We start from the raw sequence: 26,306 nt of genomic DNA, 5'->3' as shown, positions 1-26,306 counted from the left end.
TCAATCGTTACGCCGCACCCAGGATCGGGCCTCGGCTGCGTGTCTGACGCGGCGGCTGTCCAGAGGGTTTGTCATGGACCAGGAACACCAGATTCGGAAAGCCCCAGGAAGTCCCGGGCCGCGGTGATCCAACAGGGGGCCGACCGCCATTTGCGTGTCGGGAAAACCGTCCGGGCTGGGGTCGGTGACCGAAACCTCGCCCGTTACCGGCGCCACACAAGAGCGGTCAAGTTGCAGGTCAAAGGCGTTATAGAACAGGCGTCCCTGCCTGTTTCGCGTGACAAATGTCATGTCCAGCAGATCCGAAATCGCCCCGTGTGCCGGGTGCCCTGACAGGGCGACCGGATCACGATGCTGCTGGGCGCAAAACTCAATCGCCAGCCCATCCGCGTTTGATGCGGTGAAACGCGTGTTGCCGACCGAGATGTCAGCCTTCGTCTTGGGCATCGCATAGAAAACCTTGCCCGCAAGAATTGCCGAGCTGTTGTTGACATACAGCCGGCGCGGATACAGCAGCGGCGCGGCGCGCCCGTCATCCGTGTGGGTGAAGGGGATGGCAAAGGTTGCCTCGCCATAGGGGCGCATGGCAAGGACGTTCGGAATGAATGAGCCGCGCACATTGTGATAACGGCAAAACGACATCCCCACGGGATGATAGCCGGGGCGCACCATCGGACTATGCCCCAGGTGAATGTCGTCGGGCAGCATGGCCTGCACCTCGTCACGAGGTCTTTCGTAAAAGAAGAACACGCCGGTCATTTCGCCCCTAGCAAAGAAGGGGGTCAGTGGCCACGCTGTCCCCGAGATCGAGTTCGTCTGGAACATCGCCTTTTCAGGCAGGGTGTTCTCCCGCGGAATATCCTCGGCCCCGACATTCAGCAGGTCGACCCCTGTGATGGCAGAGGCGCAGGCAATGCCCGACATGGTCGCCCCTTCGACGCAGCCCGCGTTCAGCCCGCAGCGGGTCCAGTCCCCGGCCAGATACAGGTTGGAAAACCCGCTCTCAGAGGGGGCAAGCCGGTGATAGACGCTGTTGGCAACAGACAGGACATAACGTTCCGATCCGTACATATTCACGCGGGAATAGACTGCGGCCGCGGGGCTTTCGTAAAACAGCCCCTTGTCGAATTTGCCGCGTGTCTTTGCGTTGGGCCACAGATCGGGCAGATCCTTGTCCATCCATGACGCGACAGTGGCGTTGAACTCCTCCAGCGTTTCGCCGTCCGGGGCAGGCGCGCAGAAATACGAGATCGAGGCCGGGCCGGGGGTGGGCCAGTCTTCGTGCGGGATCAGGTGGGACATATCTGCCCAGGTGTCCAGCGGCTCGGCAAAGCCGGTGATAATGGTGCGTAGGGGGGCAGGCGGAATGGCCTTGGGGTCATTATGCGCCGCGACCCGGCTGTCCCAGCCCATATCCTTGGCGGATTTGGTCAGCCACAGCTGGGCGGCGTGGGTTCCGACGGTTTTCACCCGGTCCAGCATCATACGCCAGCGGTCCGAGGCCCGCGTCAATTCGCGCGTCATATAGGGCAGCGACCCAAGCGATGCGCCCAGCAGCACGATGTCGAAATCCCTGCCGCGTTCCAATGTGAACGGCGTGCCGGTGGGTGGCGATTTCTCGCATTCGAAATCGGCGCCCTGTTTCTTCAGCACTTCGCCGTCCTCAAGTTGTGACCACAGTGGCTCGGACGGCCAGCACGGCAAACCGCCAACATCGACCAGGGGGTCATAGCGCCTCGTTTTTACCTTCGCCTGACGGACCATCGACAGGCCGTCGATGCGCGTGCCGGTGTCGTTCAGGTGCAGATCGCGCGCGGCGCAGAAGAACTCGAACTTCACGCCCAGGGCGCTGAGCACCTGATAATAGGGGGCAAAGATCGTATCCCCCATCCCGGCCTGCATCTTGTGAAAGATCGCGGTGGAATAGGTGAAGATCAGGCGTGACATGGCCCGCACTGCGGTGCCCGCGCCGGTGTCGCCCTGCCGGTCGGTGTTGCCCTGCGGGAAGCCGAAGACGAAGTCGTAGCAGCCGCGAATGGCGACCCAGTCCAGCGCCAGATCGCTGGCATTGTTCAGGCGCAGCCAGTCGGTGAACTCCCATTGATCCAGCACGTCATAGCCATTGGTGAACGTGTCGGACCCGACGACCCCCCGCATATAGGCCAGCCCGATATCCACCAGAAACAGGCCGCGTCGTTTGGCGTCGTCCTGAATGTTCTCAGCTGTCTCCATCGCGTGAACGGCTGCCTGAGCCTTGGCAATGAAATCCAGCAGAGCATTGGTGTCGCGCGCCGCGTGTCGGGTCGGGTCGGTGGGCATGGCGCTGATTTGGCGGTGTATGGCCTCGTGATCGGCCAGCAGCCCGGTCGGAAGCGCGATGCCCAACTGGCGATGCGGGCCGTCCTCCAGTTCACCCTTTTTCATGAACTCGATGATAATTTCGAGGATACGCATCATCATCTGGAACGGGCCGGGCACCTTGGTTTCCGACCCGGGCTGTTTCGTGTTGCCTGGCAGGTCGATGACCCAGGGGCGCCACGGATTGTCGTCCAGAGAGGTAGTGGGCACGCGTTCGGCCAGAAAAAGGTGCGACAGGGGTTTGAAGGCCTTGTCCATGCTGCCCAGAGGATCGCTTTCCTTGCGCAGCCCCAGTTCCACCAACTGTTCGTAACAACGGCGCATGTTACGAAACGCATTGTCATAAAAACCGGCCCAGACATGCAGCCCGTGTTCTTCGATCCGCTGTCCGAACCGGGCGTTACGCCCGCTGGCGCCCTTGCCGCCATTGCGCCATCCCATTTGGTATATGGTGATGTCGAATAGCTTGTCCCAATCAGGCGTTTGGGTGATGGCATAGACCGCTGTTATGGCACCCACCCCGCCGCCGATCACGGCAATCTTCTGTTTGGCCATCCCCATGTCCTTGTTTTTATGTGGTAACCCGTTCAAGTGCGGGGTCATTTTTTGCGCCCGCCGGTTCCCGGCTGGATGTCTACATAACTTAACCTATGGTTAACTCTTGCGTTAACTATTTTGGCGAACCGGCCGTGAAAGCCCGGGAAAAGGGTGGTCACGCTGCGGTTGGGTTGCCCTCAGGAATGTCTGATGCGCTGCAATCGCGGCACCGGTTGGGCTAAATCTAGTAAAAGTTGAGATAACCGATGCCCGCGCACGCGGTTTCGGGACGCGCAGCAATAACTGACAAAAATTGTCAAGAACACTTTACCCGACAAAAATACTCATCTATAGCGAGGGCAATCCACAAACAACGAGGGTTCATATGTTCCGATCGACGCTTCTCTCCACCACCGCCGCGTTCATATGCAGCACGGGCCTGGCCCAGGCCGCCACGCCCGACGACATTCTGAAAAACTATGCCGATATTGCGCAGGCCGGCTATGAAGACAGTCTTGCCTTGGCGCAGGCACTGGATGCAGCGGTTGATGCCCTGATCGCCGATCCCACGGATGCCACGCTGATTGCGGCGAAAGACGCCTGGTTGGCGGCGCGCGTCCCCTATCAACAGACCGAGGCTTTTCGCTTTGGCAACCCGTCTGTTGATGCTTGGGAAGGCAAGGTGAATGCCTGGCCATTGGACGAGGGGTTGATCGACTATGTCTCGGCCGATCTGGGCACCAATGACGAGAACCCGTTTTCAACCGCGAACGTTATTGCCAACCCGAACCTGACTGTCGCCGGGGTCAGCATCGACGCGTCAGAAATAACCCCCGCGCTTTTGCAGAACCTGCATGAGGTTGAAGGGATCGAGGCCAATGTGGCAACGGGCTATCACGCGATTGAGTTTCTGCTGTGGGGCCAAGACCTGTTTGGCACCGAACATGGTGCGGGCCAGCGCCCCGTCACTGATTTCGACCCTGCCAACTGCACAGGCGGCAACTGTGACCGTCGCGCGGCCTATCTGAAAGCGGCGACCGAGCTGCTGATCGCAGACCTTCAGGACGCGGTGGCCAATTGGTCCGAAGGCGGGCAGGGGCGCACGGATGTCACGGCCGATCCGAACCGGGGCATTGTCATGGCGTTCACCGGACTGGGCAGCCTGTCTTATGGCGAACAGGCAGGTGAACGGATGAAGCTGGGTCTTTTGCTGAACGACCCAGAGGAAGAGCATGATTGCTTCTCGGACAACACACACAATTCGCATTATTTCGACGGGCTGGGCATTCGCAATGTTTATACCGGACGCTATGTGCGCGTCGATGGGTCGGTGATCGAAGGGCCGTCGCTCTATGATCTGGTGAAGGAAAAAGACGAGACATTGGCCAACAATCTGCTGGGCGACATGGACCGCACGATGATCGCGCTGGGCGATATTCGCACCGCGGCCGAGGCCGGGACGTCCTATGACCAGATGCTGGGCGCTGGTCATCCGGGTGGCGCGCTTGTCGAAAACGCAATCGAGCATCTGGTGGCGCAGACCCGCAACATCGAACGCGCCGTGGCGCTTGTGGGGGCCGAAGGGGTGTCGATCGAAGGGTCGGACAGCCTGGATAACCCGTCCGCCGTGTTCCAATAGATCACGCATCTTGCGACAGACATGAAGGGCAGGCGCACGGCGTCTGCCCTTTGTTATTTCGGCAGGCGCGGTGCGGTTTTTTCCAGCTTCAGCGTGGCATCCGAAAAGACCCACGGCCCCCGCACTCCCGGCACATTTTCGGGCGCAATCTGGATCCCGCGATGCTGGATTTGCGGGTTGGCGAAGGTCTGCTCCATTGTGTTGATCGGGCCTGCGGGCACGGTGGCATCCTCCAGCGCGGCCAGAATGTCGGCCATGGTCCAATGTGCCAGCGACGCCTCGATTTCGGGTGTCAGCGCGGCGCGGTTGGCAACGCGATCCTGATTGGTGGCAAAGCGGGCATCAGCGGCCAGATCATTGTGCCCGATCACCGTACAGAACCGTTGGAATTGGCGATCATTCCCCACGGCCAGAATGATATGGCCATCCTTCACCGGGCAGGCCTGATAGGGCGCGATGTTCGGGTGTTCGTTGCCCATCCGGGTCGGGCTTGTGCCGGTGGTAAGGAAATTCATCGCCTGGTTGGCCATCATGGCAGTGGCGCAATCCAGAAGGCTCATATCCACATGCTGCCCGCGCCCGGTGCGATGGCGCTGTTCGACTGCCGCCAGAATGCCGATCGTGCCGTAAAGCCCGGTCACGATGTCGGTGATCGCAACGCCCACCTTCTGCGGCTGGCCCGCCGGGTCGCCGGTGACGGACATCAACCCCGACAACCCTTGCAGCAGGAAGTCATAGCCTGCGCGCTTGGCCCACGGTCCGTCCTGCCCGAACCCGGTGACCGAGCAATAGATCAGGCGTGGGTTGAGCTTGGCGAGACTTGCATAGTCCAACCCATACTTTGCCAATCCGCCGACCTTGAAATTCTCGATCAATATATCGGCATCCTTGACCAGATCACGCACGATCTGTTGGCCTTCCGGGGTGCGGAAATCGGCGGTGACGCAGTCCTTGCCCCGGTTCGCGCAGTAATAATAGGCGGCGGTCTTGTCGTCATCCCGTTCAATGAAAGGCGGCCCCCATGTGCGCGTGTCGTCACCATCGGGGCTTTCGACCTTCACCACGTCAGCCCCCAGATCGGCCAGCGATTGCCCGATCCACGGCCCGGCCAGAATGCGGGCGAGTTCAACGACTTTCAGACCTTCAAGCGGGTGCATGGCGGCTCCTATAGGTAAGGCGGGGTGCAGGCGGACACGACGCGGGCGGGACGGTCCGAGATGTTGCGGAAACGGTGTGGTTCGCGCGAATTGAACAGATAGGCATCGCCCGCTTTAAGAACGCGCGTGGCGTCGCCCACGGTGACCTCCAACTCGCCCTCGATCACGATACCGCCTTCGTTGGCGTCGTGTTCGATCATGGTCTCGCCCGTATCCGCGCCGGGCTCATAGAGTTCCTGCAAGACCTGAAGCCCGTGCGCCTTGGCGTCGCCCACCTGCCGGATGGTGATCATTTTCCGCGCCGCCTCGTTGTCCTGATACAGTGCGGATGTCAGGTCGCGCAGCTCGGACGGGGTGAAGAACACCTGGTGAGTCGCGGGGGCTTCGGGCTCAAAAAATTCGGACATGGACATGTTCAACCCGCCCAATATCTTGCGCAAGCTGGCGACGGAGGGAGAGGAATGGTTGCGTTCGATCATGGATATCTGTCCATGTGGCACTTGTGCTGCCTCGGCCAACTGCCTTTGAGACAAGCCAAATTGCTGCCTGAGCGTTTTCAGCCGGGTGCCGACATCGAACTCGTCCTGCATCTGCGTTCCTCTTCCCTGATGCCTTGCGACAGGCTGCGCCGGTTTTCGCTTTCGCATATATTGCGCAAAATTTTGATAGCATTGCGCAGGATTTTGCGCAATATGGAGCGGAATCAAATTTCGCTATGGGGGGTTGCATGTCGAACACCGAACAATTGAAGGCGCGGCGCAATGAAGCTGTTGCGTGTGGGGTCGCCACCCGTGGCATCTATGCCGCGCGCGCCGAAAATGCCGAGCTGTGGGATGTGGATGGCAAACGCTACATCGACTTTGCAGTGGGAATTGCGGTGAACAACACCGGCCACCGTCACCCCAAGATCATGGCCGCCGTGGCCCAGCAGGCCGAAGCATTCACCCATACCTGTTTTCACGTCGCCCCCTATGAAGGTTATGTGAAACTGGCCGAGCGTCTGAACGCCGCCACGCCGGGTGATTTCACCAAGAAGACCATGCTGGTGACGACCGGGGCAGAGGCGGTTGAAAACGCCGTGAAGATGGCGCGCGCCTTTACCGGCCGGTCGGGGGTCATCGCCTTCACCGGCGCCTTTCACGGACGCACCCTGATGGGGATGGCGCTGTGTGGCAAGGTGACCCCATACAAGAAAGCCTTTGGCGCGATGCCGCCCGAGGTCGTGCATGTTCCGTTCCCGAATGCATTTCATGGCACCTCGATTGAGGTGTCGCTTTCGGTGCTCGACAACATGTTCAAAAGCTCGATCGACCCCGAACGGGTCGCCGCGATGATCATTGAACCCGTGCAAGGGGAAGGGGGGTTCAATATTGCCCCGCCCGAATTCCTGCGCACTTTGCGCAAGATCTGCGATGAACATGGCATCGTCCTGATCGCAGACGAGGTGCAGGCAGGCATCGCGCGGACCGGCAAGATGTTTGCCTTTGAACATGCAGATGTGGCCGCCGATCTTGTTACCATGGCCAAGGGGTTGGCGGGTGGTTTCCCCCTGTCCGCCGTAACCGGCCGCAAAGAGGTCGTGGATGCAGCCCCGGTGGGCGGCATCGGCGGCACCTATGCGGGCAACCCTTTGGCGGTTGCGGCGTCCAACGCCGTGCTGGACGTGATCGACGAAGAAAACCTGTGCGCCCGCGCCACCGAGATTGGTGACAAGATCATGGACCGCCTGACCGACATCGCGTCCCGGCAAGGGATGGAGGCGATTGGCGACGTGCGCGGGTTGGGGGCGATGGTCGCCTTTGAACTGGTCACGGATCGCGACAGCAACGCCCCCGACACGGCCCTGACCCAAGCCATCGTGGCCGAGGCCGAGGCGCGCGGGCTGATCATCCTGCCCTGTGGCACCCGCGCCAATGCCGTGCGGCTTCTGCCCCCGTTGACCGTTCCGATGGATCAACTGGACGAAGCCCTTGATATCCTTGAAGCCTCGATCGAGGCTGCCATCAACGCGAAAGGAGCCTGAGACATGGCCGATCTTGCCCCGCAATCCCGCCCGGAACTGTCCAGCTTCAACTGGGAAGACCCGTTCCTGCTGGACGCGCAGTTGGAAGAAGACGAACGCATGATCCGCGACAGTGCCTTTGCCTATGCGCAGGAGAAACTGTTGCCGCGTGTCACGGATGCATTTGAGAACGAAGAAACCGACCCGGCGATTTTTGCCGAGATGGGCGAGATGGGGCTGTTGGGCACCACGATCCCCGAGGAATATGGCGGGCTTGGCGCGGGCTATGTGACCTATGGCCTGGTCGCGCGCGAGGTCGAGCGGGTGGACAGCGGCTATCGCTCGATGATGTCGGTGCAATCGTCGCTGGTGATGTATCCGATCTATGCCTACGGCACGGACGAGCAGCGCAAGAAATACTTGCCGAAACTGGCCGCGGGCGAATGGATCGGCTGTTTCGGCCTGACCGAGCCTGACGCCGGATCGGACCCCGGCAGCATGAAGACCACGGCGAAAAAGGTCGATGGCGGCTATGTGCTGAACGGGTCGAAGATGTGGATTTCAAACGCGCCGATTGCGGATGTGTTCGTGGTTTGGGCCAAGTCCGATGCCCATGGCGGCAAGATCAAGGGCTTCGTGCTGGACAAGGGCGCCAAGGGTCTCTCGGCACCGAAGATCGAGGGCAAGCAATCCCTGCGCGCGTCGATCACCGGCGAGATCGTGATGGACAATGTCGAGGTGTCCGAAGATGCGCTGTTGCCGAATGTTGAGGGGCTGAAAGGGCCGTTCGGCTGTCTGAACCGCGCGCGCTATGGTATTGCATGGGGCGCGATGGGGGCGGCGGAAGCCTGTTGGCATGCCGCGCGCCAGTACGGGCTGGACCGCAAGCAATTCGGCAAGCCGCTGGCGCAGATGCAATTGTTTCAATTGAAGCTGGCCAACATGCAGACCGAGATCACCCTGGGCCTGCAAGCTGCACTGCGTGTCGGGCGTTTGATGGATGAGGCGAGGGCCGCACCGGAAATGGTCAGCCTGATCAAGCGCAACAATTGCGGCAAGGCGCTGGAGATCGCGCGCCACGCCCGTGATATGCATGGCGGCAACGGGATCAGCCAGGAATTCCACGTGATCCGCCACATGGTGAACCTTGAAACCGTCAACACCTATGAAGGCACCCATGACGTTCACGCCCTGATCCTTGGACGCGCGCAGACCGGATTGCAGGCGTTTTTCTGAACTGGTCAGATCCAATATGAAAGGGCGCCGGTTGGCGCCCTTTTTCGTGATCAGCTTGCGGAGTCACCCAGACATTCCGCAATCGCACCGGCTTGGCCCTGCAACAGATCCGTGTAGAGGTTTGGCCCGGGGAGCAGGTTTGAGCCGTTCGGGTCCAGCACTCCGAAGCCAATGTTTGTGCCATCGACAAGATCGCGCATCATGTCTTGACCCTCGGCCGCTTCTGCGAACACACACGCCACCCGGCCGCTGTTCAACAGTTCCTCGATCTCGGCCAGTCGCGCAGCCGAGGGCGGGGCGCTGTCACTTTCGCGCACCGCCCCCAGCGATGACAGGCCGTAATGGTCGGTGAAATACCCATAGGCATCGTGAAAGACGACAAAGCCGTGGTTCCGAACAGGGTCCAACAGCGTCGCGATTTCTGTATCTGTCTGTTGCAAGCGCGCCAGTGCGTCAGTGGCATTCGCGCGATACTGTTCAGCGTTCTCGGGGTCATGGTGGGCGAGTGCTTGGGCGATTTCGTTCAACCAGACCGCCCCGTTTTCCGGTGACAGCCATGCATGCGGGTCATGCGCGTGCCCGTCATGGTGTTCATTCTTCTCGTGATCATCGTGATCACTGTGGTCGTCATGCGCATCATGGCTGTGGCTGGCTTCGCGCAGGTGGGTGCCGGGCAGATCCAGAAGCGCGACCGTGCGGGATGTGCCGTCGCCGGGCAGGGCGCGTTCCAGCCAGGGGGTCAACTCGGCCCCGACCCAGAACACCAGATCGGCCTGTGACAGCGCGCGCATCTGCGAGGGGCGCATTTGAAAGGCGTGGGGGTCCGCGCCTTGGGGCAGCAAAAGCTCCGGCCGGGCCAGATCGCCGATCACGGTCGCGACCAGTGAATGAACGGGGGCAATATCCGTCACGACGCGCGGCGGATCAGCGGCAAGCGGTGTGGCAGACAGAAAAAGCGCGGGAAGGGTAAAGCGGTACATGTTCGGCCTTGAGATGGTGAGTGTAATGTTATACCATTTTGAAAGTGATAATATTACATAACCGAGATGTCAAACCCGAATGAGTGATCACGATCCCTCCTGCGCCTTTCAGTCCCATGACCACGAAGCCTGCACCCATGATGTTCTGTCGCGTGCCCAGAATATATGCCGCGAAAGCGGCGCGCGTCTGACGCCTGTCCGAAAACGCGTGCTGGAAATCTTGTTGGAAGAACACCGGGCGATAGGGGCCTATGACGTTTTGGAACGTTTGTCCGCCGAGGGGTTCGGAAGCCAACCTCCGGTCGCTTATCGCGCATTGGAATTCCTTGTGGATCAAGGCTTTGTCCATCGTATCCGCAGATTGAACGCCTTTGCCGCCTGTTCATCCCCCGGTAGCGATCACGCGCCGGTGTTCTTGATTTGCAAGGCGTGCAAGGCGGTTGCGGAAACGCCCGGACAATCTGTTCGGGAAGAAGTTGATCGCATTGCAAATGGCGTTGGGTTCACCGTCGAACGCAGCAATATCGAGGCGCTGGGTCTGTGCCCCACCTGCGCGGGCGAGGCGGCGGCATGAGCTTGATCACCGCCCGGGATCTTTCGGTGTCGCATGGGCGACGGCAGGTTCTGCGCGGCGTCAATATCTCGATCGACCCTGGCGAGATCGTTACGATTGTCGGCCCCAACGGGTCGGGCAAATCCACCTTGCTGCGCGCCTTGCTGGGGATGTTGCGTGTGTCGGGGCAGATCAGCAGAAAGCCGGGGCTTGTGGTCGGCTATGTGCCGCAGAAACTGGCACTGGATCGCAGCCTGCCAATGCCGGTGTCCTGTTTTCTGAACCTGCCTACTCGTCACAGCCCCGCTGAACAGGCCGAGGTTTTACGGCGCGTTGGGGTGCCCGACGTCGCCCGTCAACAGGTCGCCGAGTTGTCGGGCGGTCAGTTCCAGCGCGTGTTGCTGGCGCGCGCGTTGCTGGCCAGGCCCGACCTGCTGGTGCTGGACGAGCCGACGCAAGGGCTGGATCAGAACGGCGAGGCCGCGTTTTACCGCTTGATCGAAACCGTGCGCCGCGAAATGGGGGTTGCCGTCCTGATGGTGTCCCATGACCTGCATGTGGTGATGAGCGCCTCGGACCGGGTGATTTGCCTGAATGGTCATGTCTGTTGCGAAGGCACCCCGCATGTGGTGCGGGACGCGCCGGAGTACCGGGCGCTGTTTGGGCAAGGCACACAGGGTGCGCTGGCGCTGTATCAACACGAACATGATCACGCGCATCACGACTGCGACCATGAACATGTTGCCAAAAAGGATATCGCGCATGCTGGATGATTTCCTGTTGCGCGCGGCTCTGGCCGGGATCGGCGTGTCGATCGCCACCGGGCCGCTGGGGGCATTCGTGGTTTGGCGGCGGATGGCCTATTTCGGGGACGCAACGGCACATGCGGCGATCCTGGGTGTCGCGCTGGCGCTTTTGATGGCACTGCCCATCTGGCTGGGCACGTTGGTGATTGCTCTTGCCATGGCGCTGGCGATCAGCTGGATGTCAGCTCGCGGTCAGTCGCCCGATACCGGGCTGGGGGTTCTGTCCTATTCGGCCCTGTCGGCGGGGCTGGTGGCCATTTCCTTCGCGCCTGGTGTGCGGGTGGACCTGTCCGCTTTCCTGTTTGGCGATATTCTGGCGGTGACGCGGGGCGATCTGGTGCTGGTCTGGGGCGGTGCGCTGGCGATTGCCGGGCTGATTGCCTGGCGCTGGTCACGTCTGCTTCTGTCGACACTCAGCCCGGATCTGGCGGCGGCCTCGGGCATCAATCCGACGCGCGAGGGGATCGTGCTGACCCTGTCGCTTGCCATCGTGGTCGCAGTGTCTTTGAAGGTGGTCGGGGCGCTTCTGATCTCGGCCTTGCTGATCATTCCGGCGGCTGCGGCCCGGCTCGTGTCATCCAGCCCGGTCGCCATGGCAGTGACGGCGGTTCTGATCGGGTGGGGTGCCAGCCTGGCCGGATTGTGGGGATCGTTGCAATATGACACGCCCGCCGGTCCGTCGATCATCGTGGCGGCGGCGTTGATCTATCTGGTGCTGACAGGGTACAGCACTGTCCGAGAAGCCTGACCGTGCCAGAAGGACCCGACATGCCCGCCCTTGATCGCGCCATTCAGATCGCCCGGACCGCGCAGGCAAAGGTCATAATACCTGAAGGTGATGATGCGCGCATCGCGGCTGCGGCGGACAGGTTGCAGCGCGAAGGACTGGCTGTGCCGGTGCAGCTTTCCCAGCCGAAGGCGCATCATGTGAAGGCGCTGATGACAGCACGCCCAATGCGCGACCGCATTGCCGCCCGGATGCTGCAGCGACCCTTGATGCAGGCGGCGGCCATGGTGGCCACCGGCGAGGCAGACATCCTGGTCGCAGGTGCCCTCGCACCCTCGCGCCGTGTGATCGAGGCGGCGTCGATGGTGATCGGGCTGGAGGAGGGCACCACAACGCCATCGAGCTTTTTCCTGATGGTCTTACCGGATGGGCGCGAGATGATTTTTGCCGATTGCGCCGTGACTGTGGAGCCAGACGCCGCGCAACTGACTGATATTGCAAGAAGCTCGCACCTGTCAGCGACGCGGCTTTTGGGTGCGGGACGGGTGGCGCTGCTGTCTTATTCAACTGGGCAATCCGGCAGCGGCCCGTCCGTCGACAAGGTTGCCAGCGCCGCAGAGCTTTCGGGATTTCCCGGTCCCGTGCAGGGGGACGCCGCCCTGAACCGCGCCATTGCCGCGCAGAAAGGCAGTGCAGGGCAGGGGGATGCCAATGTGTTGGTATTTCCAAACCTGGATGCCGGCAATATCGCCTATAAGCTGATGGTCGAACTGGCCGGCGCACGCGCCTACGGGCCGATCCTGCAAGGGTTCAAGCGCCCGGTTTGCGATCTGTCGCGCGGCGCGACAGTCGATGACATCGTGGCCAGCACGGTGCTGGCGATCGCGGCAGATCGGATGTCGCGGGCCAGCTAGGCGTTGGCGCTGGCTTGCGCGGCCGTCACGGCGATCATGTGCAGAATATCTTCGGCCGTACAGCCGCGTGACAGATCGTTGGCAGGCTTGGACAACCCCTGAAGCACGGGACCGATGGCCGTGGCCCCGCCCACGCGCTGGGCGATCTTGTAGGCGATGTTGCCGCTTTCCAGGTTGGGGAAAATGAACACGTTGGCAACACCCTCCAACGGGCTGCCCTCGGCCTTTCGGGCGGCCACATCCGGCACGAAGGCGGCGTCGAACTGCAACTCACCATCAATCAACAGATCGGGAGCACGCTGTTTCGCAATTTGTGTCGCGGTCACGACCTTGGACACCGAGTGGTGCTCCGAACTGCCGCGGGTCGAGAAGGAAAGCATCGCCACGCGCGGCACCTCGCCTGTGAGGGTGATGAACGAGTCCGCCGAAGACAACGCGATCTGCGCCATTTCCTCTGCCGTCGGATCCACCACCAGCCCGCTGTCGGCAAAGATCATCGCGCCCTTGCGGGCGTGGTGCACCTCGCAAAACAGCATCAGGAAAAAGCTCGACACCAGTTTTGTGTCAGGTTTCGGGCCGATGACCTGAAGGGCGGTGCGCACGATCTCGGCGGTGGTGGCGGTGGCACCGCCGACAGTGCCGTCCGCGTGCGCCGCCTTTACCATCAACGCTGAGAACACATGGGGGTTCAGCGCCGCAACGTCAGCCTGGCTTTGTGTGATGCCCTTATGCTTGCGAAGCTCGTAATAGAGTGCCGCAAGTTCCTTCAGATGTGGCGAGGTTGCAGGCTCGTGAAGTGTGATCCCGTCGATGCATTTCAAGCCAAGCGTGTCGAAGGTGGCGTTGATCTCTGACAGGTTTCCCACAAGCCCGACCTGTGCAATGCCTTGCGAGGCCGCGTCATGCGCAGCCTGCACCACCCGCAGCGCGCTGCCTTCGGACAGCATGATCCTGTGATTGGATCTTGCGGCGTTGCGCAGAAGCGTTTCCAGCGGCTTCATCAGAGTGAGCCTTTCGTATGGGATTACCGGGCCTCACCATGACGCCCGGCCGGAACGTCAAACCTTTTGCGGGCGCATGTCAGCCTTGCTGATCCCGGCGACAACCACCGGCTTTTTCATCGCATCGCGGCGGAACGGTTCACCAAGTTCCTGGTTGATCATCGCCTCGATGATGGTGGTCTTGCCCTCTTTCTGATCCTTGATCGCTTGGTCCAGGGCGGCGGTCAGTTCGTCCATGGTCCGCGCCACGACGCCTTGCAGGCCACACGCCTTGGCAATGCCCGCATAGCTGACCTGGGTGTCCAGCTCGGTCCCGACGAAATTGTCGTCATACCACAGGGTCGAGTTGCGCTTCTCGGCGCCCCATTGATAGTTGCGGAACACGATTTGCGTGATGGCAGGCCATTCTTCGCGCCCGATCGCGGTCAGTTCGGTGACGGCGATGCCGAAGGCCCCATCGCCCGAGAACCCCACCACTGGTATGTCCGGGCAGCCGATCTTGGCGCCCACGACTGCAGGCAGGCCATAACCGCACGCGCCAAACAGGCCGGGCGCCAGGTACTTCCGGCCCGCCTCGAACGTCGGATAAGCGTTGCCGATGGCGCAGTTGTTGCCGATGTCGGACGAGATGATCGCCTCTTTCGGAAGGGCGGCCTGAATGGCGCGCCACGCCATGCGCGGGCTCATCCAGTCGGGTTTTGCATCGCGCGCGCGTTCGTTCCAGGTGGTCCCGGGGTCATCGTCTTCGTGATCCATCGACGACAATTGCTGTGCCCAGGCGGATTTGGTCTGGGCAATGGTCGACTTGCGTTCTTCGCGGCTTGCATCGCCTGCATCTGCCGACAGTTTGTGCAGAAGCGTCGTTGCCACTTTCTTGGCATCGCCTACGATCCCCACGCTGATCTTCTTGGTGAGGCCGATCCGGTCGGGATTGATATCCACCTGAATGATCCTGGCGTCTTTCGGCCAGTAATCCAGCCCATAACCTGGCAGGGTCGAGAACGGGTTGAGACGCGTGCCAAGCGCCAGCACCACATCGGCTTTCTGGATCAGCTCCATCGCGGCCTTGCTGCCGTTATAGCCCAAAGGTCCCGCGAACAGAGGGTGGCTGCCCGGGAAGGCGTCGTTGTGCTGATACCCCACGCAGACAGGCGCATCGAGCCGCTCGGCCAGTTCCATTGATTCTTCGATTGCCCCGCCCAGCACGACACCTGCCCCGTTCAGGATCACCGGAAATTTCGCATGGGACAGAAGATCGGCGGCCTGGGACAATGCCTGCTCGCCGCCTGCCGGGCGCTCGAAGGTCACGATTTCGGGCAATTCGATGTCGATCACCTGCGTCCAGTAATCGCGCGGAATGTTGATCTGGGCCGGCGCGCAGGCCCGCTTGGCGTTCAGGATCACCCGATTCAGCACTTCCGCGATGCGCGACGGGTCGCGGACCTCTTCCTGATAGGCCACGCAATCGGCAAACATGTTCATTTGCTCGATCTCCTGAAACCCGCCCTGGCCAATGGTCTTGTTGGCTGCTTGCGGCGTCACCAGCAGAAGGGGCGAGTGGTTCCAATAGGCGGTTTTCACGGCAGTCACGAAGTTCGCGATGCCGGGGCCGTTCTGCGCGATCATCATCGACATCTTGCCAGTGGCGCGGGTGTATCCATCGGCCATCATCCCGCCCGACCCTTCATGGGCGCAGTCCCAGAAAGTGATGCCCGCGGCGGGGAAGTTGTCGGAAATCGGCATGAAGGCCGAGCCAATGATGCCGAACGCGTGTTCGATTCCGTGCAGTTGAAGCGTTTTCACAAAGGCTTCTTCGGTGGTCATCTTCATCTGGAACTCTCCCTTGAAAACAACGCCTGTTCCGGTGATCCGCGGTGCCGGGCAGGCGTGGTGTTGCCAATATTCTTAGGCAGCACGGGGGGCTTGCTATAGGGCCAGTTGACTGGGCTATTTGGCGCCAGTCTGTTGCATTTCCGCGATTTCACGCGCGATCAGGGATATCCCCTTGGGAATGCGGGATGCTGGGATCGAGCTGTAGGCGATGCGAAAGAAGTTGCGCGGCGGCGTGCTGCTTGCAAAGAAAGGAGCGCCGGGTTCGATCACGACTTCATGTGCCATCAAACGATCCGCCAGCAGGCGTGTGTCGATGCCCTCGGGTGCGCGCATCCAGAAGGCCGAGCCGCCAAAGACGCCGCGCCCTGCGATGGTCAGGCCGGCATCCTCGATCGCGGTGTTCATCACGTCGCGCCGGTCGTGATAGGCCGCCCCAATCCGGCGGATCAGGGCGTCGTAATGCCCCAGAGACAGAAAGTAGGCCACGGTGCGTTGGATCAATCCGGGCGGGTGACGCAGCACCAAAGACCGCAGCGCGCGTGCCTCGCGGATAAAGGGTTCCGACCCGACCAGATAGCCAAGGCGCAGGCCGGGAAACAGCGATTTCGAGAAGCTGCCGACATAGATCACACGCCCTTCGCGATCCAGCGATTTCAAGGCGGGTGAGGGTGGGTTCAGGAACGACATCTCGAAATCATAGTCGTCTTCGACGACCACCGCTTCCAGCTCGCGGGCGCGTTTCAGCAACGCCTTGCGCCGGTCCAGCGGCATCGTGGCCGTTGTCGGGCTTTGATGGCTGGGCGTAGTATAGATGACATCCGTGCCATCGGGCAGCGCATCGGGGGCCAACCCGCCCCGATCCACCGGAATTCTCACAAGATGACAGCGGCTTTGCGTCAGGATATCGCGCAAGGAATAATAGCAAGGATCTTCGATCGCCGCCGTGCGCCGCTGGGTCAGCAGGACCTGCGCCGTCAGCCACAGCGCGTTCTGGGCGCCCAGCGTGATCAGAATCTCTTCTGGTCGGGCCAGAATACCACGCCGGGGCAGGATGTGGCGTGCAATGAATTCGGTCAGTTGCGGATCATCCTGGTCATAATAATCGCGCATCATCGCCGGGTGGTCTTTTTGCCCCAAAGCCCGAAGCGCACAAAGCCGCCATGAGTTGTGGTCAAACAGCGTCGGATCGGCCTGCCCATAGATGAACGGGTATTTCATCCGCCGCCAGTCCAGCGGCTTTGCGGGCGTGCTGCCCCCGGTAAAGCTGGTGCCGATGGCGCGCACCCAATCCACCTTGTCCTCGCCTCGCGCACGCAGTTTGAACGAAGGAGGTTCCGGCGCGTTTTCAGAGACATAGAAGCCGCTGCGCCCCTTCGACGTCAGATAGTCGTTTGCCTGCAACTCGGTATAAGCAAGCGTGACCGTGATCCGGCTGACCCCCAGATGCGCCGACAGGCGCCGGGTCGATGGCAGCTTTTCGCCACGCGGCAGCCGCCCGGACAGGATCGCCTCGGCGATCATCTGCTGGATCTGCGCCTGAAGCGTGCCTTGGGCGTCTTGATCCAGAAAAAAGGTTTCAACGGGGGCAGCCATGCAGGCGACCCTAGCGTGGACCTAGTTCCATGGCAATCTGGACATAATGCCAGTTCAGCGATTGGACGATATCCAGGCCGACATCAGACCGGCATCGCGGAAGCATTCATCCGGGATCGCACGGCGTTTCAGTCGTGCAATGCGTTCGGCAAAGGCCACCTGACGCGAAGTCGCGCGCCCGTCGGTGACGCGCGGTGTGGTCGCGTTCAGGCGTGCCTGATGTTCCCCGATCCACGCGGACAGGGCGGCACGGTCACTGATCTTGTCGGCCGGGATGTCTGCCCCCAACCGGGCAGCGATATGGCGGGCATAGTCGACCTGTTTCGGAGTCGGCGGCAAAGTGCGGGCAGCGTGCATGTTCGATCCTCCTGTTCCTGATCTGTTTCACAACCATCACATGAGAACAAATATAGAACATTTTGCCGAAAAGTCTAGTATCGCCGCCGAACCTGCGGTCAGGCCCGGCGGCAAACCGCCATCAGCAGCGAGGCTGTTCCAGCTTCCAGGTCAGGTTCGCGCGCACGGCAGGCCATTCGGATGCAATGATCGAATAAACCGCCGTGTCGCGGATCGCGTCACCGGGTCCGATTTGATGACTGCGCAGGACGCCATCCAGCTTGGCGCCCAATCGTTCGATCGCGCGTCGGCTTTGCTGGTTCATAAAGTGGGTGCGAAATTCAACCGCGATACAGTCAAGTGTATCGAAAGCATGTGCCAACAACAGTCGCTTGGCTTCGGTGTTCAGCGGCCCGCGTTGCACGGATGGGCGATACCAAGTCGATCCGATCTCGACCCGTCGGTTTGCCGCGTCGATATTCATATAGGTGGTCATGCCGACCGGAGTTTCGTCCGGCGTCATCACGCAGAACGGCAACATGGATCCTGCTTTTTGCAATCCAAGCCGGCGCTCGATTTCGGCTTCCATTTCCTCGGGGCGGGGAACCGAGGTGTACCACAGCTTGTGAAGCGCCCCTTCTGCGCTGGCGTCCCGCAGGGCTGGGGCATGATCCGGCGTCAGAGGTGCAAGCACGACGTGATTTCCGGTCAGGGTGATGGGGGCGGGCCACATGGAATTGTCCTTCCTGCAATGGGTGACGACAGTCACGCCCAGAATGCAAAAAAGCGGGCCAATGAAAAGGCCCGCCTTTCTTCCGTGAGTGGGTACGTCCTAGCCGAAAACCTTGGCCAAGGCGTTGTCGACGGCATCGGTGATCCGATCCACGTCATCGGCAGTCACGATCAGCGCCGGGCTGAAGCAAAGCACGTTGTTGCGCCCGGGGATCGAGCGGTTGCTGGCCCCGATGATCACACCCTGCGCGCCACAGTCGGCCACGACGGCGGCGATGTCCTTTTCCGATACCGGCTCTTTCGTCTCGCGATCCTTCACCAGCTCGGCGCCTAGAAACAGGCCCTTGCCGCGCACATCGCCAATCACCGCGTGCTTGTCCATCAAAGCCTTCAGGTTGCCAAGCATCCGTTCGCCCATCTTGGTGGTGTTTTCCAGCAGCCCCTCGTCCTCGATGATCCGCATGTTTTCCAGCGCGGCCGCCGGGCCGGCGGTGCAGCCTCCGAAGGTCGAGATGTCGCGGAAATGGTTCAGAACATCGTCCGAGTTGTCTTTGAACATCTCGAACACCTTCTCGGTGGTGACGCAGCAGGCAATCGCCGCATAGCCCGAGGCAACACCCTTCGCCATGGTGACGAAATCAGGCTGGATGCCATAGTGCTGATAGCCGAACCAGGTGCCTGTGCGTCCAAGTCCGCATACGACCTCGTCGATATGCAGCAGGATGTCGTATTTGTCGCATACCTCGCGCACGCGGTCCCAATATCCTTCGGGCGGCTCGATCACGCCGCCACCGGCCGTGATCGGTTCAAGGCACAGGGCACCGACCGTCTCCGGGCCTTCGCGCAGGATCACGTCTTCGATCAGATCGGCGGCAGCGCGACCCAGCTCAGCGCCAGACAGATGACCCAGCCCGATTTCATCCTTGCGATACTCCATGCAGTGGGGGACGCGCACGAAATCAGGGGCAAACGGGCCATATTGCATGTTGCGTTCATCCTGCCCACCGGCTGACATCGCGGCAAGGGTCGAGCCGTGATAGTCGCGGTCGCGATACAGGATCTTGGTTTTCTTGCCGCCATAGCGTTTATGCGCGATCTGGCGCACCATCTTGAACGCCTTTTCATTCGCCTCGGAGCCTGAATTCGTAATATAGACGCGGGTCATGCCCGGCATTTTCGAGATCAGCTTTTCCGAGAACATGGCCCCCGGAATGGATCCGGCCGAGCCTGCGAAATAGTTCAGCGTTACCAGTTGGTCACGCACGACATCCGCGATGCTTTCCCGGCCATAGCCGACATTCACCGTCCAGACGCCGCCCGACACGGCGTCAATGTACTCCTTGCCGTTCTGGTCCCAGACGCGCATCCCCTTTCCTTCAACGATGATCCGGGGATCAACCGTTTCAAACGGCTTGTGCTGGGTCAGGTGATGCCAGACATGGGCCTTGTCTGCTTCGACAACATGCGAAATGTCATTTTCCTTCAGGGCGCCGTCCATTTTATCCTCCGGGGGGTTGTGGTCCGGCCGCGCAAGGGCGGGGGACTCAGTATCTTTGATCAAAAAGAAGGATGACATTTCTGGCCGCGAAAAATAGGTCCAGCGCAATCTTGTTTTACGTCCAGATTGCGGGCAGGGCGCAGGGGAAACGCAAGGGGCAGCCCGTGTGGACGATCTGCGGTCTCTGCCATGCGGGGGGTGGATTTCACCGCCGATTTTGCTTAACTCGCCCCATGGCCGGACAAACGGAAACTGTCTTGAACGCGATCCTGTCGGGGATTGACCGGGGAGAATTAAGCCCCGGTGATCCGATTGATGAAAACGCGCTGATCGCGAAATACGAAGTGTCGCGCACGCCCCTGCGCGAAGCGTTGTTGCGGCTTGACGCGATGGGTCTGATCCTGCGCCAGCCGCGCAAGGGGGCTGTCCTGTTCAAGCCAACGCTTGAGGAGTTTCTGGCCATTCTCGAGGTTCACGCGCGGCTGGAAGGGCAGGCGGCGGGGCTTGCGGCGCGGCGTATCTCTGCGCCAGCGGGCGCGCAACTGATGCAGATTGTTGACGCCTGCGACACCCATGCGCGCGACAAGGGGGATGGCAACCCGGATGGCTATTACGCGCTGAACCTTGAGTTTCACAAACAGGTTGGCGAGGCGTCAGGCAACCCGTTCCTTCTGGACATGATCAAGATGAACGCGCGCAAGTTGCTGGCTTACTATCGGGCGCGCTATGCCTATCCCGGTGCCATCGCCCAAAGTGCCGAGGAACACCGGCAGATTGCCGCGTTGATCTTGTCGCACAAAGCTGACGAGGCCGAGGCTCTGATGGTCCGTCATGTCCAATTTGACCGCGTGACGGTCATGGACCTGCTGGCAAAGCTGGGTTGATGCGGGTCAGGCAGCGCGTTCGTGTTCAAAGAACCGGATGATGCAATCCGAGAACAAGCCATTGTCGGCCGACAGAGGCAACGAGGCGCGGGCCTTTTCGATCACATTGGCCGGTTTTTCGGACGCCAGTTCCTCGATCAGGGCTGCGATGAAATCATGGGTCATCTCCGGGTGGTTCTGCGTGGTGAAGACGTGATCTCCGATCACGAAACCACCCACCGGGCAGCCGTCGTGACGCAAAACGATTTCGGCACCACCGGGCAATGTGGTCACCTGTTCGATATGCGCGCCATATTGCCAGAAACGGCGTGCTTCCATCCAGGGCGGGCGGGCGGTTGCTTCGACTTCGACCGATCCCAAGATCCAGCCATCCGGGTTTTGGCCGACCTCTCCCCCCAAGGCCAGTGCGATGGCCTGATGACCAAAGCAGGCGCCGAACAGCGGTTTTCCTGATGCTTCGATACGGGTGATCAGATCCAGCAAGCGCGCGATCCACGGCGCGTCATCATGCACGGATGCCGGGCTACCGGTGACGATCCACCCGTCATAATTCGACTCGCTTTTTGGGAACTTGCCATCTTTCACCGAATAGACGGTGAAGGCCCAACCGGGGCGTTTCGGCGCAAGCAACGCTTTCCACTTCTCTCCATCCTTTGGATGTTGCTGGGAAAATGCGCTTTCATCGGTGTTGGTCATCAAGATCGCGATGTGCATGATTTCTCCGCTTTACATATTTAACACGTTATATAAAATATTTTCAGACGCGCAACATACAATCGCGCAGCAGCCAGGGAGGCGCGCATGACGGTCTGGACCCCGAGTGACGACGGATTTGCCGATCTGTCCAGTCACGACACCTTCGTGAACGGTGCGCCGCACAACACGTTCGCCCGGCTGCGACGTGAAGATCCCGTCAGTTGGACAGATTGGGACGGGGGGGAAGGGTTCTGGAGCATCGTGCGCCATGCCGATATGACCGAGCTGAACCGAAACTATCAGGTCATGTCCTCGGCGCGTGGTATTCGGATGGAGGATCAGACTTATGAGGAGTATCTGGCGCGGCGCACCTTTCAGGAAACCGACCCGCCCGAACATATGAAAACGCGGGTGAAAGTGGGCAAGGCGTTTTCGCGCCCCGTGGTGGCCGGGTTCGAGCAACAGATCCGCGAATTGTGCCACCCCATTCTGGATGCGGCGCTGGACAAGGGCAGCTTTGACGCCACCAAGGAAATTGCACGGCAATTGCCGATGATGATGCTGGGGCGCATTCTTGGCACGCCGGACGAAGACCTGCCTTGGCTTGTCGAAAAGGGCGATGCACTGATCGCCAACACCGACCCGGACTTCACCGATCACGTTCTGGACAAGATGGAGACGGACGAATACCGGATGATGCCGTTCAACTCGCCTGCCGGGGCCGAGCTTTTTGACTATGCAAAGCGGCTGATGGCGGAGAAGAACCGCAAGGGCGACACTGATGGCGTTCTGCACATGATCCTGCAACAGGACAAGGATGGCAACGTCATGCCGGAACAGGAGTTTCGCAACTTCTTCTGTCTGCTCGTGGCGGCAGGCAACGACACAACCCGTTATTCGATTGCCGCGGGCATTCAGGCCATGTGCCATCAGCCCGAGCTTCTGGGCCAGATGCAGGAGGGTGGTGATGTCTGGACCACCGCGCCGGACGAGATCATCCGTTGGGCCACGCCTGCGCTTTATTTCCGGCGCACCGCGACCTGCGACCACGACATTCACGGCAAGACCATCCGTGAAGGTGATAAAGTGCTTTATTGGTGGATCTCGGCCAACCGCGATGAAAAAGTGTTCGACGACCCCAATCGCGTGAACCTGCATCGCAGCCCAAACCGGCACATGTCCTTCGGGCAGGGTGGGCCGCATGTGTGTCTAGGCATGCATTTGGCGCGGCTGGAGGTGCGGGTTTTGTTTGAAGAACTCGCAAAACGCGTCAAACTGGTGGAACCGGCGGGGGATCACAAGTTCCTGCGGTCCAACTTTGTCGGTGGGATCAAAGAACTGCCTGTCACGATGCAGGCGACATAACCCGCTCAATCGGGGTGGCCTGACAATTGTCGGGTAGGGAGGTGAGATGAAAGACCGTTTGCGCGCCCTTTGGTGCGACCACCTGAGCATTCTGCGCGGCAAATACCTGCCCAACCATAAGATCCAGGATGGAAACACACGCTTCTGCCGGTCAACCTTCGGGGTGCATTACGACAAGGATCTGCTGGACGCGCCGGGCGCGATGATGAAGCAGGGCCTGCCGGACATGGAACTGCGCTGGAACGAGGCAGACATTCGGGACAGTTGGGAAAGCGCGACCCAGATCGTGATTGGCGATCTTTATGATCAGGATGGTGCGCCGCTTGAGCTGTGCGGACGGCAAGCTCTGAAACGCGCCATCGCGGCGTGGCAGGCGCGGGGGCTCACGCCGATGATCGGGATCGAGCTGGAGTGCTACGCCCTGATGGCCAACGAGATCGGTCGCCTTGTGCCCTATGACGCACCGGGTGGGGTGGTGTACGGGACCGGCCCGTTCTCCGACCCGCTTCGCTTTACCGATGACATCTGGGAACGCGCGGACAAGCTGGGCTTCAACGTCGATATGATCACCGCAGAATATGACAGCCCGCAGTTCGAATTTACCCTGACCTTCGACGAAGCGTTGAAGCAGATGGATGACATCGTGTTGTTCCGCCAGATGGCGCGCGAGGTGGCGTTGGAACACGGTCTGGTCCTGACCTTCATGCCCAAACCGATTGCCGAGGCAGGCGGATCGGGGATGCATGTCAATTTCAGCTTCCGCGATCAGGAAGGGCGCAACGCGCTGGACAACGGCCCGGTTGGCGGGCCGGAGAACATGAACGATCTGGCGCGCGGCTGCATCGCCGGTCTGATGCACCACCACAAGGGGCTGTCGGGTCTGGTCGCGCCCACGACCAATTCCTATCAGCGGCTGCAACCCGGCACCCTGTCCGGCTATTGGCGCAACTGGGGCGGCGACCATCGCAATGTCACCACGCGCATTTCCAACGAAGGGGGCGCGAAGTCGCGCCTTGAACACCGGATGGCGGATGCCACGGCCAATCCCTATACGGCGGTTGCCGCCGTGCTTCAGGCATCGCTGCTGGGGGTTGAGAACAATTATGCGCTGGGGCCGATGGAAACGGGTGATGGCTTTGACCGAACCGATGCCACAGACGGCACGGCTGTCGATTTGAAACGTGCGATGAACGATCTTGAGGCCGACCAGACGCTGGGGGATGCCGTGGGCCGCTTGCTGGTCGACAACCACATTTACATAAAGCGCAAGGAAGTCATCAAAACCCGCGACCTTGAGGGCGACGGGCTGCGCGATTTCTACGTGCATTTCGTCTAGCATACGGAAAGATAAAGAAGAAATGATATGAGAGTGACCTGGGTCTTGCCTGGGGGCGAGGAAGTCGTGGCTGACGTCAAGGACGGCGTGAACCTGATGGAAGCCGCCGTGGCCAACAATGTTGCGGGTATTCAGGGCGAATGTGGCGGGTCACTGTCCTGCGCCACCTGCCATGTGCATGTTGCAGGCGACTGGCTGGCAAAGACCGGTGAAAAAAGCGATTTCGAAGAGGCGATGCTGGACATGGCCGATGGCGACGTCACCGACGCCTCGCGCCTGTCCTGTCAGATCACGGCATCGGGCGATTTGGACGGGATCCGGCTGATCGTGCCAGTCTGACACCGCTTGCGGGCAAACTGTGCTATCCTTCGGTTACAAAACGGAGGATATCATCATGTCACTCGGAGCGTTTTCCGTCAGTCTGGGCGTGAAAGACCTGTCCAGATCGCGCGCTTTTTACGAGACGCTGGGGTTTGCCGTCTTTGCCGGGGACGAGGCGCACAACTATCTGATCATGAAGAACGGTGATGCGATTGTCGGGCTGTTTCAGGACATGTTCGATGGCACGATGCTGACGCTCAACCCCGGTTGGGACCAGTCGGCGCGCACCGTGGACCCTTTCGAGGATGTACGCGAGATCAAAGCCCGGCTAAAGGAAGCCGGGCTTGAGATCACGCAGGAAAAGGGTGGCGATGACGGTCCGGCCAGTTTCGTGGTCATCGACCCCGACGGGGTGCCGGTCCTGTTCGACCAGCACCGTTAACGGTCATCAGGCGGCTGCGAACCCCGCCTTGAGGGCGTCAATAATGGTGGTCACGTCTGTCGCAGTCAGGACAAGTGGGGGCGACAGGATGATGTTGGGGCCGGACACGCGCACCATTGCGCCGTTTTGGTATGCGACCTCTTGAATTGTGCCGATCGTCTGTTTGTCGACCGGGGCTTTGGTCGTCGGGTCTGACACCAGTTCCAAGGCACACATCAGCCCGTGCCCGCCGCGCACGTCGCCGACGATGTCATTGGCAGCACCGATCTCTTGCAGGCCTTGATACAGCTCGGCCCCCCGGGCGGCGGCATTTTCATTCACCTTCAGACGCTGGGTTTCCTCAAGACATGCGATTGCGGCAGCAGCCCCGACAGGATGGCCCGAATAGGTATAGCCATGTCCGATCGCAGCTTTGCCGGTCGTGTCCTTTTCGAACGTGTCGACCACGTGATTGGCGATCATCACCGCGCCGAAAGGAAAATAGCCGTTGGTGATCGCCTTTGCGGTGCACATGAAATCTGGCTGCACGCCCCAATAGCGACTGCCGCTCCATCCGCCGGTGCGGCCAAAGGCGGTGATCACCTCGTCCGCGATCAGAAGGATGCCGTGTTTCGAGCAGATCTCGCGCACGACGGGCATGAATGTTTCGTGCGGCGGGATTACGCCTCCTGCGCCCAGAATGGGCTCCATGATGAATGCGGCGATGGTGCCGGCACCCTGAAACGCGATCTCGTCCTCCAGGGCTTGCAGGCACAGTTGCGCCAGCTTTTCGGGGTCGGTTTCGTTGAACGGGTTGCGGTAGGTATAGGGGGCAGGGATGTGAAAACAGCCCGGCAAGAGCGGTTCATACTGGGTGCGGAAATTGGCGTTTCCGTTCACCGATGCGCCGCCCATATGCGTGCCGTGATAGCCTTTTTTCAGGCTCAGAAACTTTGTGCGCCCCTGATCGCCCCGGATTTTGTGATACTGCCGGGCCAGCCGCAAAGCGGTTTCGACGCTGTCCGACCCGCCGGAGGTATAGAAGGTGCGGGTCAACCCATCAGGCGCGAAGAAATCGCGCAGCATTTCAGACAGCTCGATCACCTTGTCATTCGTGGTGCCGCGAAAGGTGGAATAGTAGGGCAGTTGATCCAACTGCGCGGCGATGGCGTCCTTGATCGGCTGACAGGAAAACCCGAGATTTACGTTCCACAAGCCCCCGACACCATCGACGACCTCGTGCCCATCCACATCGGTGATCCGAACACCATCTGCTCCGGTGACGATGGTGGGCGGGTTGGCCTGACTGTCCGCCGGATGCGCCATGGGATGCCACAGGGACCGGGCGTTTTTCTCTTTCAGAAAATTGGAATCCTTCATG

General features: G+C 60.6%; 24 protein-coding genes. 12 read left to right on the top strand and 12 right to left on the bottom strand.

Annotated features, from left to right (window positions below):
- Complete coding sequence (locus tag MUY21_RS00705) at positions 1 to 2,913, bottom strand: acetoacetate decarboxylase family protein (protein WP_248408503.1); 2,913 nt, start codon at positions 2,911 to 2,913, stop codon at positions 1 to 3.
- A 367-nt stretch (positions 2,914 to 3,280) separates the two neighbouring features.
- Between MUY21_RS00705 and MUY21_RS00700 the strand changes: the two genes are divergently transcribed.
- Positions 3,281 to 4,534: an imelysin family protein gene (locus MUY21_RS00700; protein ID WP_248408502.1), complete on the top strand. Its 1,254-nt coding sequence runs from the start codon at positions 3,281 to 3,283 to the stop codon at positions 4,532 to 4,534.
- Positions 4,535 to 4,587: 53 nt separating this feature from the next.
- On the opposite strand, the gene MUY21_RS00695 is transcribed toward MUY21_RS00700, so the two are convergent.
- Together MUY21_RS00695 and MUY21_RS00690 are read right to left on the bottom strand one after the other, a co-directional pair.
- Positions 4,588 to 5,691, bottom strand: a complete 1,104-nt coding sequence (locus MUY21_RS00695; protein WP_248408501.1) for a CaiB/BaiF CoA-transferase family protein — start codon at positions 5,689 to 5,691, stop codon at positions 4,588 to 4,590.
- Positions 5,692 to 5,699: 8 nt separating this feature from the next.
- Positions 5,700 to 6,281 carry a cupin domain-containing protein gene (locus MUY21_RS00690; protein ID WP_248408500.1) on the bottom strand — a complete coding sequence of 194 codons (582 nt, stop codon included), beginning with the start codon at positions 6,279 to 6,281 and terminating at the stop codon, positions 5,700 to 5,702.
- 137 nt (positions 6,282 to 6,418) lie between these two features.
- On the opposite strand from MUY21_RS00690, the gene gabT reads away from it, so the two are divergent.
- Entirely contained in the window at positions 6,419 to 7,714 is a 1,296-nt protein-coding gene (gene gabT, locus MUY21_RS00685; RefSeq protein ID WP_248408499.1) for a 4-aminobutyrate--2-oxoglutarate transaminase, read from the top strand.
- 3 nt (positions 7,715 to 7,717) lie between these two features.
- The gene (locus MUY21_RS00680) at positions 7,718 to 8,929 is read left to right on the top strand and encodes an acyl-CoA dehydrogenase (protein WP_248408498.1); all 1,212 of its coding nucleotides are present in this window, start codon (positions 7,718 to 7,720) and stop codon (positions 8,927 to 8,929) included.
- Positions 8,930 to 8,979: 50 nt separating this feature from the next.
- Here the strand turns inward: MUY21_RS00680 and MUY21_RS00675 are convergent, their stop codons facing one another.
- Positions 8,980 to 9,909, bottom strand: a complete 930-nt coding sequence (locus tag MUY21_RS00675) for a zinc ABC transporter substrate-binding protein (RefSeq protein WP_248408497.1) — start codon at positions 9,907 to 9,909, stop codon at positions 8,980 to 8,982.
- 79 nt (positions 9,910 to 9,988) lie between these two features.
- On the opposite strand from MUY21_RS00675, the gene MUY21_RS00670 reads away from it, so the two are divergent.
- The 4 genes from MUY21_RS00670 to MUY21_RS00655 are packed head-to-tail and all read left to right on the top strand — an operon-like array spanning position 9,989 to position 12,909.
- The gene (locus MUY21_RS00670; RefSeq protein ID WP_248408496.1) at positions 9,989 to 10,483 is read left to right on the top strand and encodes a Fur family transcriptional regulator; all 495 of its coding nucleotides are present in this window, start codon (positions 9,989 to 9,991) and stop codon (positions 10,481 to 10,483) included.
- Positions 10,480 to 11,235: a metal ABC transporter ATP-binding protein gene (locus MUY21_RS00665; protein WP_248408495.1), complete on the top strand. Its 756-nt coding sequence runs from the start codon at positions 10,480 to 10,482 to the stop codon at positions 11,233 to 11,235. Before MUY21_RS00670 ends, MUY21_RS00665 begins: the two co-directional genes overlap by 4 nt.
- On the top strand, positions 11,225 to 12,016 hold the full coding sequence (locus tag MUY21_RS00660) for a metal ABC transporter permease (RefSeq protein ID WP_248408494.1): 792 nt from the start codon (positions 11,225 to 11,227) through the stop codon (positions 12,014 to 12,016). Before MUY21_RS00665 ends, MUY21_RS00660 begins: the two co-directional genes overlap by 11 nt.
- 20 nt (positions 12,017 to 12,036) lie before the next feature.
- Positions 12,037 to 12,909: a phosphate acyltransferase gene (locus MUY21_RS00655; protein WP_248408493.1), complete on the top strand. Its 873-nt coding sequence runs from the start codon at positions 12,037 to 12,039 to the stop codon at positions 12,907 to 12,909.
- Here the strand turns inward: MUY21_RS00655 and pta are convergent.
- From pta to MUY21_RS00625, 6 genes are all read right to left on the bottom strand, one after another.
- The gene (gene pta, locus MUY21_RS00650; protein ID WP_248408492.1) at positions 12,906 to 13,910 is read right to left on the bottom strand and encodes a phosphate acetyltransferase; all 1,005 of its coding nucleotides are present in this window, start codon (positions 13,908 to 13,910) and stop codon (positions 12,906 to 12,908) included. The two genes, MUY21_RS00655 and pta, sit on opposite strands and share 4 nt — an antisense overlap.
- A gap of 57 nt (positions 13,911 to 13,967) precedes the next feature.
- Positions 13,968 to 15,740, bottom strand: coding sequence for a sulfoacetaldehyde acetyltransferase (xsc, locus tag MUY21_RS00645; protein WP_248408491.1), 1,773 nt, complete (start codon positions 15,738 to 15,740; stop codon positions 13,968 to 13,970).
- Between the two features lie 117 nt (positions 15,741 to 15,857).
- The gene (locus tag MUY21_RS00640) at positions 15,858 to 17,336 is read right to left on the bottom strand and encodes a PLP-dependent aminotransferase family protein (protein ID WP_191284829.1); all 1,479 of its coding nucleotides are present in this window, start codon (positions 17,334 to 17,336) and stop codon (positions 15,858 to 15,860) included.
- 54 nt (positions 17,337 to 17,390) lie between these two features.
- Positions 17,391 to 17,693, bottom strand: coding sequence for a hypothetical protein (locus tag MUY21_RS00635; protein WP_191284828.1), 303 nt, complete (start codon positions 17,691 to 17,693; stop codon positions 17,391 to 17,393).
- Between the two features lie 121 nt (positions 17,694 to 17,814).
- Positions 17,815 to 18,405 carry a GNAT family protein gene (locus tag MUY21_RS00630; protein WP_248408490.1) on the bottom strand — a complete coding sequence of 197 codons (591 nt, stop codon included), beginning with the start codon at positions 18,403 to 18,405 and terminating at the stop codon, positions 17,815 to 17,817.
- A gap of 99 nt (positions 18,406 to 18,504) precedes the next feature.
- A complete protein-coding gene (locus MUY21_RS00625; protein WP_248408489.1) occupies positions 18,505 to 19,902 on the bottom strand; it encodes an aminotransferase class III-fold pyridoxal phosphate-dependent enzyme in 1,398 nt (465 codons plus the stop codon).
- A gap of 233 nt (positions 19,903 to 20,135) precedes the next feature.
- Here MUY21_RS00625 and MUY21_RS00620 point away from each other — a divergent pair, with 233 nt between their 5' ends.
- Positions 20,136 to 20,786 carry a GntR family transcriptional regulator gene (locus MUY21_RS00620; RefSeq protein WP_248408488.1) on the top strand — a complete coding sequence of 217 codons (651 nt, stop codon included), beginning with the start codon at positions 20,136 to 20,138 and terminating at the stop codon, positions 20,784 to 20,786.
- A 6-nt stretch (positions 20,787 to 20,792) separates the two neighbouring features.
- On the opposite strand, the gene MUY21_RS00615 is transcribed toward MUY21_RS00620, so the two are convergent.
- Positions 20,793 to 21,500 (bottom strand): type 1 glutamine amidotransferase, encoded by a 708-nt coding sequence (locus tag MUY21_RS00615; RefSeq protein ID WP_248408487.1) that lies wholly within the window; start codon positions 21,498 to 21,500, stop codon positions 20,793 to 20,795.
- Between the two features lie 87 nt (positions 21,501 to 21,587).
- On the opposite strand from MUY21_RS00615, the gene MUY21_RS00610 reads away from it, so the two are divergent.
- The 4 genes from MUY21_RS00610 to MUY21_RS00595 are packed head-to-tail and all read left to right on the top strand — an operon-like array spanning position 21,588 to position 24,946.
- The gene (locus MUY21_RS00610) at positions 21,588 to 22,847 is read left to right on the top strand and encodes a cytochrome P450 (protein ID WP_248408486.1); all 1,260 of its coding nucleotides are present in this window, start codon (positions 21,588 to 21,590) and stop codon (positions 22,845 to 22,847) included.
- Between the two features lie 46 nt (positions 22,848 to 22,893).
- A complete protein-coding gene (locus MUY21_RS00605; protein WP_248408485.1) occupies positions 22,894 to 24,183 on the top strand; it encodes a glutamine synthetase family protein in 1,290 nt (429 codons plus the stop codon).
- A 27-nt stretch (positions 24,184 to 24,210) separates the two neighbouring features.
- Positions 24,211 to 24,522 (top strand): 2Fe-2S iron-sulfur cluster-binding protein, encoded by a 312-nt coding sequence (locus MUY21_RS00600; RefSeq protein ID WP_248408484.1) that lies wholly within the window; start codon positions 24,211 to 24,213, stop codon positions 24,520 to 24,522.
- 55 nt (positions 24,523 to 24,577) lie between these two features.
- Positions 24,578 to 24,946, top strand: a complete 369-nt coding sequence (locus tag MUY21_RS00595; protein WP_248408483.1) for a VOC family protein — start codon at positions 24,578 to 24,580, stop codon at positions 24,944 to 24,946.
- A 6-nt stretch (positions 24,947 to 24,952) separates the two neighbouring features.
- Here the strand turns inward: MUY21_RS00595 and MUY21_RS00590 are convergent, their stop codons facing one another.
- On the bottom strand, positions 24,953 to 26,305 hold the full coding sequence (locus MUY21_RS00590) for an aspartate aminotransferase family protein (RefSeq protein ID WP_248408482.1): 1,353 nt from the start codon (positions 26,303 to 26,305) through the stop codon (positions 24,953 to 24,955).
- Position 26,306: the final 1 nt, after the last annotated feature.

It is taken from the genome of Aliiroseovarius sp. S2029 (assembly GCF_023195575.1).
Lineage (GTDB): Bacteria > Pseudomonadota > Alphaproteobacteria > Rhodobacterales > Rhodobacteraceae > Aliiroseovarius > Aliiroseovarius zhejiangensis.
This window is presented reverse-complemented; position numbering and strand designations above follow the sequence as displayed.

Bases quoted from the DNA above. Each gene is read 5' to 3' on its own strand.
- MUY21_RS00705 (WP_248408503.1), bottom strand. From the start codon at position 2,913: ATGGCCAAACAGAAGATTGCCGTGATCGGCGGCGGGGTGGGTGCCATA.
- MUY21_RS00700 (WP_248408502.1), top strand. From the start codon at position 3,281: ATGTTCCGATCGACGCTTCTCTCCACCACCGCCGCGTTCATATGCAGC.
- MUY21_RS00695 (WP_248408501.1), bottom strand. From the start codon at position 5,691: ATGCACCCGCTTGAAGGTCTGAAAGTCGTTGAACTCGCCCGCATTCTG.
- MUY21_RS00690 (WP_248408500.1), bottom strand. From the start codon at position 6,281: ATGCAGGACGAGTTCGATGTCGGCACCCGGCTGAAAACGCTCAGGCAG.
- gabT (WP_248408499.1), top strand. From the start codon at position 6,419: ATGTCGAACACCGAACAATTGAAGGCGCGGCGCAATGAAGCTGTTGCG.
- MUY21_RS00680 (WP_248408498.1), top strand. From the start codon at position 7,718: ATGGCCGATCTTGCCCCGCAATCCCGCCCGGAACTGTCCAGCTTCAAC.
- MUY21_RS00675 (WP_248408497.1), bottom strand. From the start codon at position 9,909: ATGTACCGCTTTACCCTTCCCGCGCTTTTTCTGTCTGCCACACCGCTT.
- MUY21_RS00670 (WP_248408496.1), top strand. From the start codon at position 9,989: ATGAGTGATCACGATCCCTCCTGCGCCTTTCAGTCCCATGACCACGAA.
- MUY21_RS00665 (WP_248408495.1), top strand. From the start codon at position 10,480: ATGAGCTTGATCACCGCCCGGGATCTTTCGGTGTCGCATGGGCGACGG.
- MUY21_RS00660 (WP_248408494.1), top strand. From the start codon at position 11,225: ATGCTGGATGATTTCCTGTTGCGCGCGGCTCTGGCCGGGATCGGCGTG.
- MUY21_RS00655 (WP_248408493.1), top strand. From the start codon at position 12,037: ATGCCCGCCCTTGATCGCGCCATTCAGATCGCCCGGACCGCGCAGGCA.
- pta (WP_248408492.1), bottom strand. From the start codon at position 13,910: ATGAAGCCGCTGGAAACGCTTCTGCGCAACGCCGCAAGATCCAATCAC.
- xsc (WP_248408491.1), bottom strand. From the start codon at position 15,740: ATGAAGATGACCACCGAAGAAGCCTTTGTGAAAACGCTTCAACTGCAC.
- MUY21_RS00640 (WP_191284829.1), bottom strand. From the start codon at position 17,336: ATGGCTGCCCCCGTTGAAACCTTTTTTCTGGATCAAGACGCCCAAGGC.
- MUY21_RS00635 (WP_191284828.1), bottom strand. From the start codon at position 17,693: ATGCACGCTGCCCGCACTTTGCCGCCGACTCCGAAACAGGTCGACTAT.
- MUY21_RS00630 (WP_248408490.1), bottom strand. From the start codon at position 18,405: ATGTGGCCCGCCCCCATCACCCTGACCGGAAATCACGTCGTGCTTGCA.
- MUY21_RS00625 (WP_248408489.1), bottom strand. From the start codon at position 19,902: ATGGACGGCGCCCTGAAGGAAAATGACATTTCGCATGTTGTCGAAGCA.
- MUY21_RS00620 (WP_248408488.1), top strand. From the start codon at position 20,136: ATGGCCGGACAAACGGAAACTGTCTTGAACGCGATCCTGTCGGGGATT.
- MUY21_RS00615 (WP_248408487.1), bottom strand. From the start codon at position 21,500: ATGCACATCGCGATCTTGATGACCAACACCGATGAAAGCGCATTTTCC.
- MUY21_RS00610 (WP_248408486.1), top strand. From the start codon at position 21,588: ATGACGGTCTGGACCCCGAGTGACGACGGATTTGCCGATCTGTCCAGT.
- MUY21_RS00605 (WP_248408485.1), top strand. From the start codon at position 22,894: ATGAAAGACCGTTTGCGCGCCCTTTGGTGCGACCACCTGAGCATTCTG.
- MUY21_RS00600 (WP_248408484.1), top strand. From the start codon at position 24,211: ATGAGAGTGACCTGGGTCTTGCCTGGGGGCGAGGAAGTCGTGGCTGAC.
- MUY21_RS00595 (WP_248408483.1), top strand. From the start codon at position 24,578: ATGTCACTCGGAGCGTTTTCCGTCAGTCTGGGCGTGAAAGACCTGTCC.
- MUY21_RS00590 (WP_248408482.1), bottom strand. From the start codon at position 26,305: ATGAAGGATTCCAATTTTCTGAAAGAGAAAAACGCCCGGTCCCTGTGG.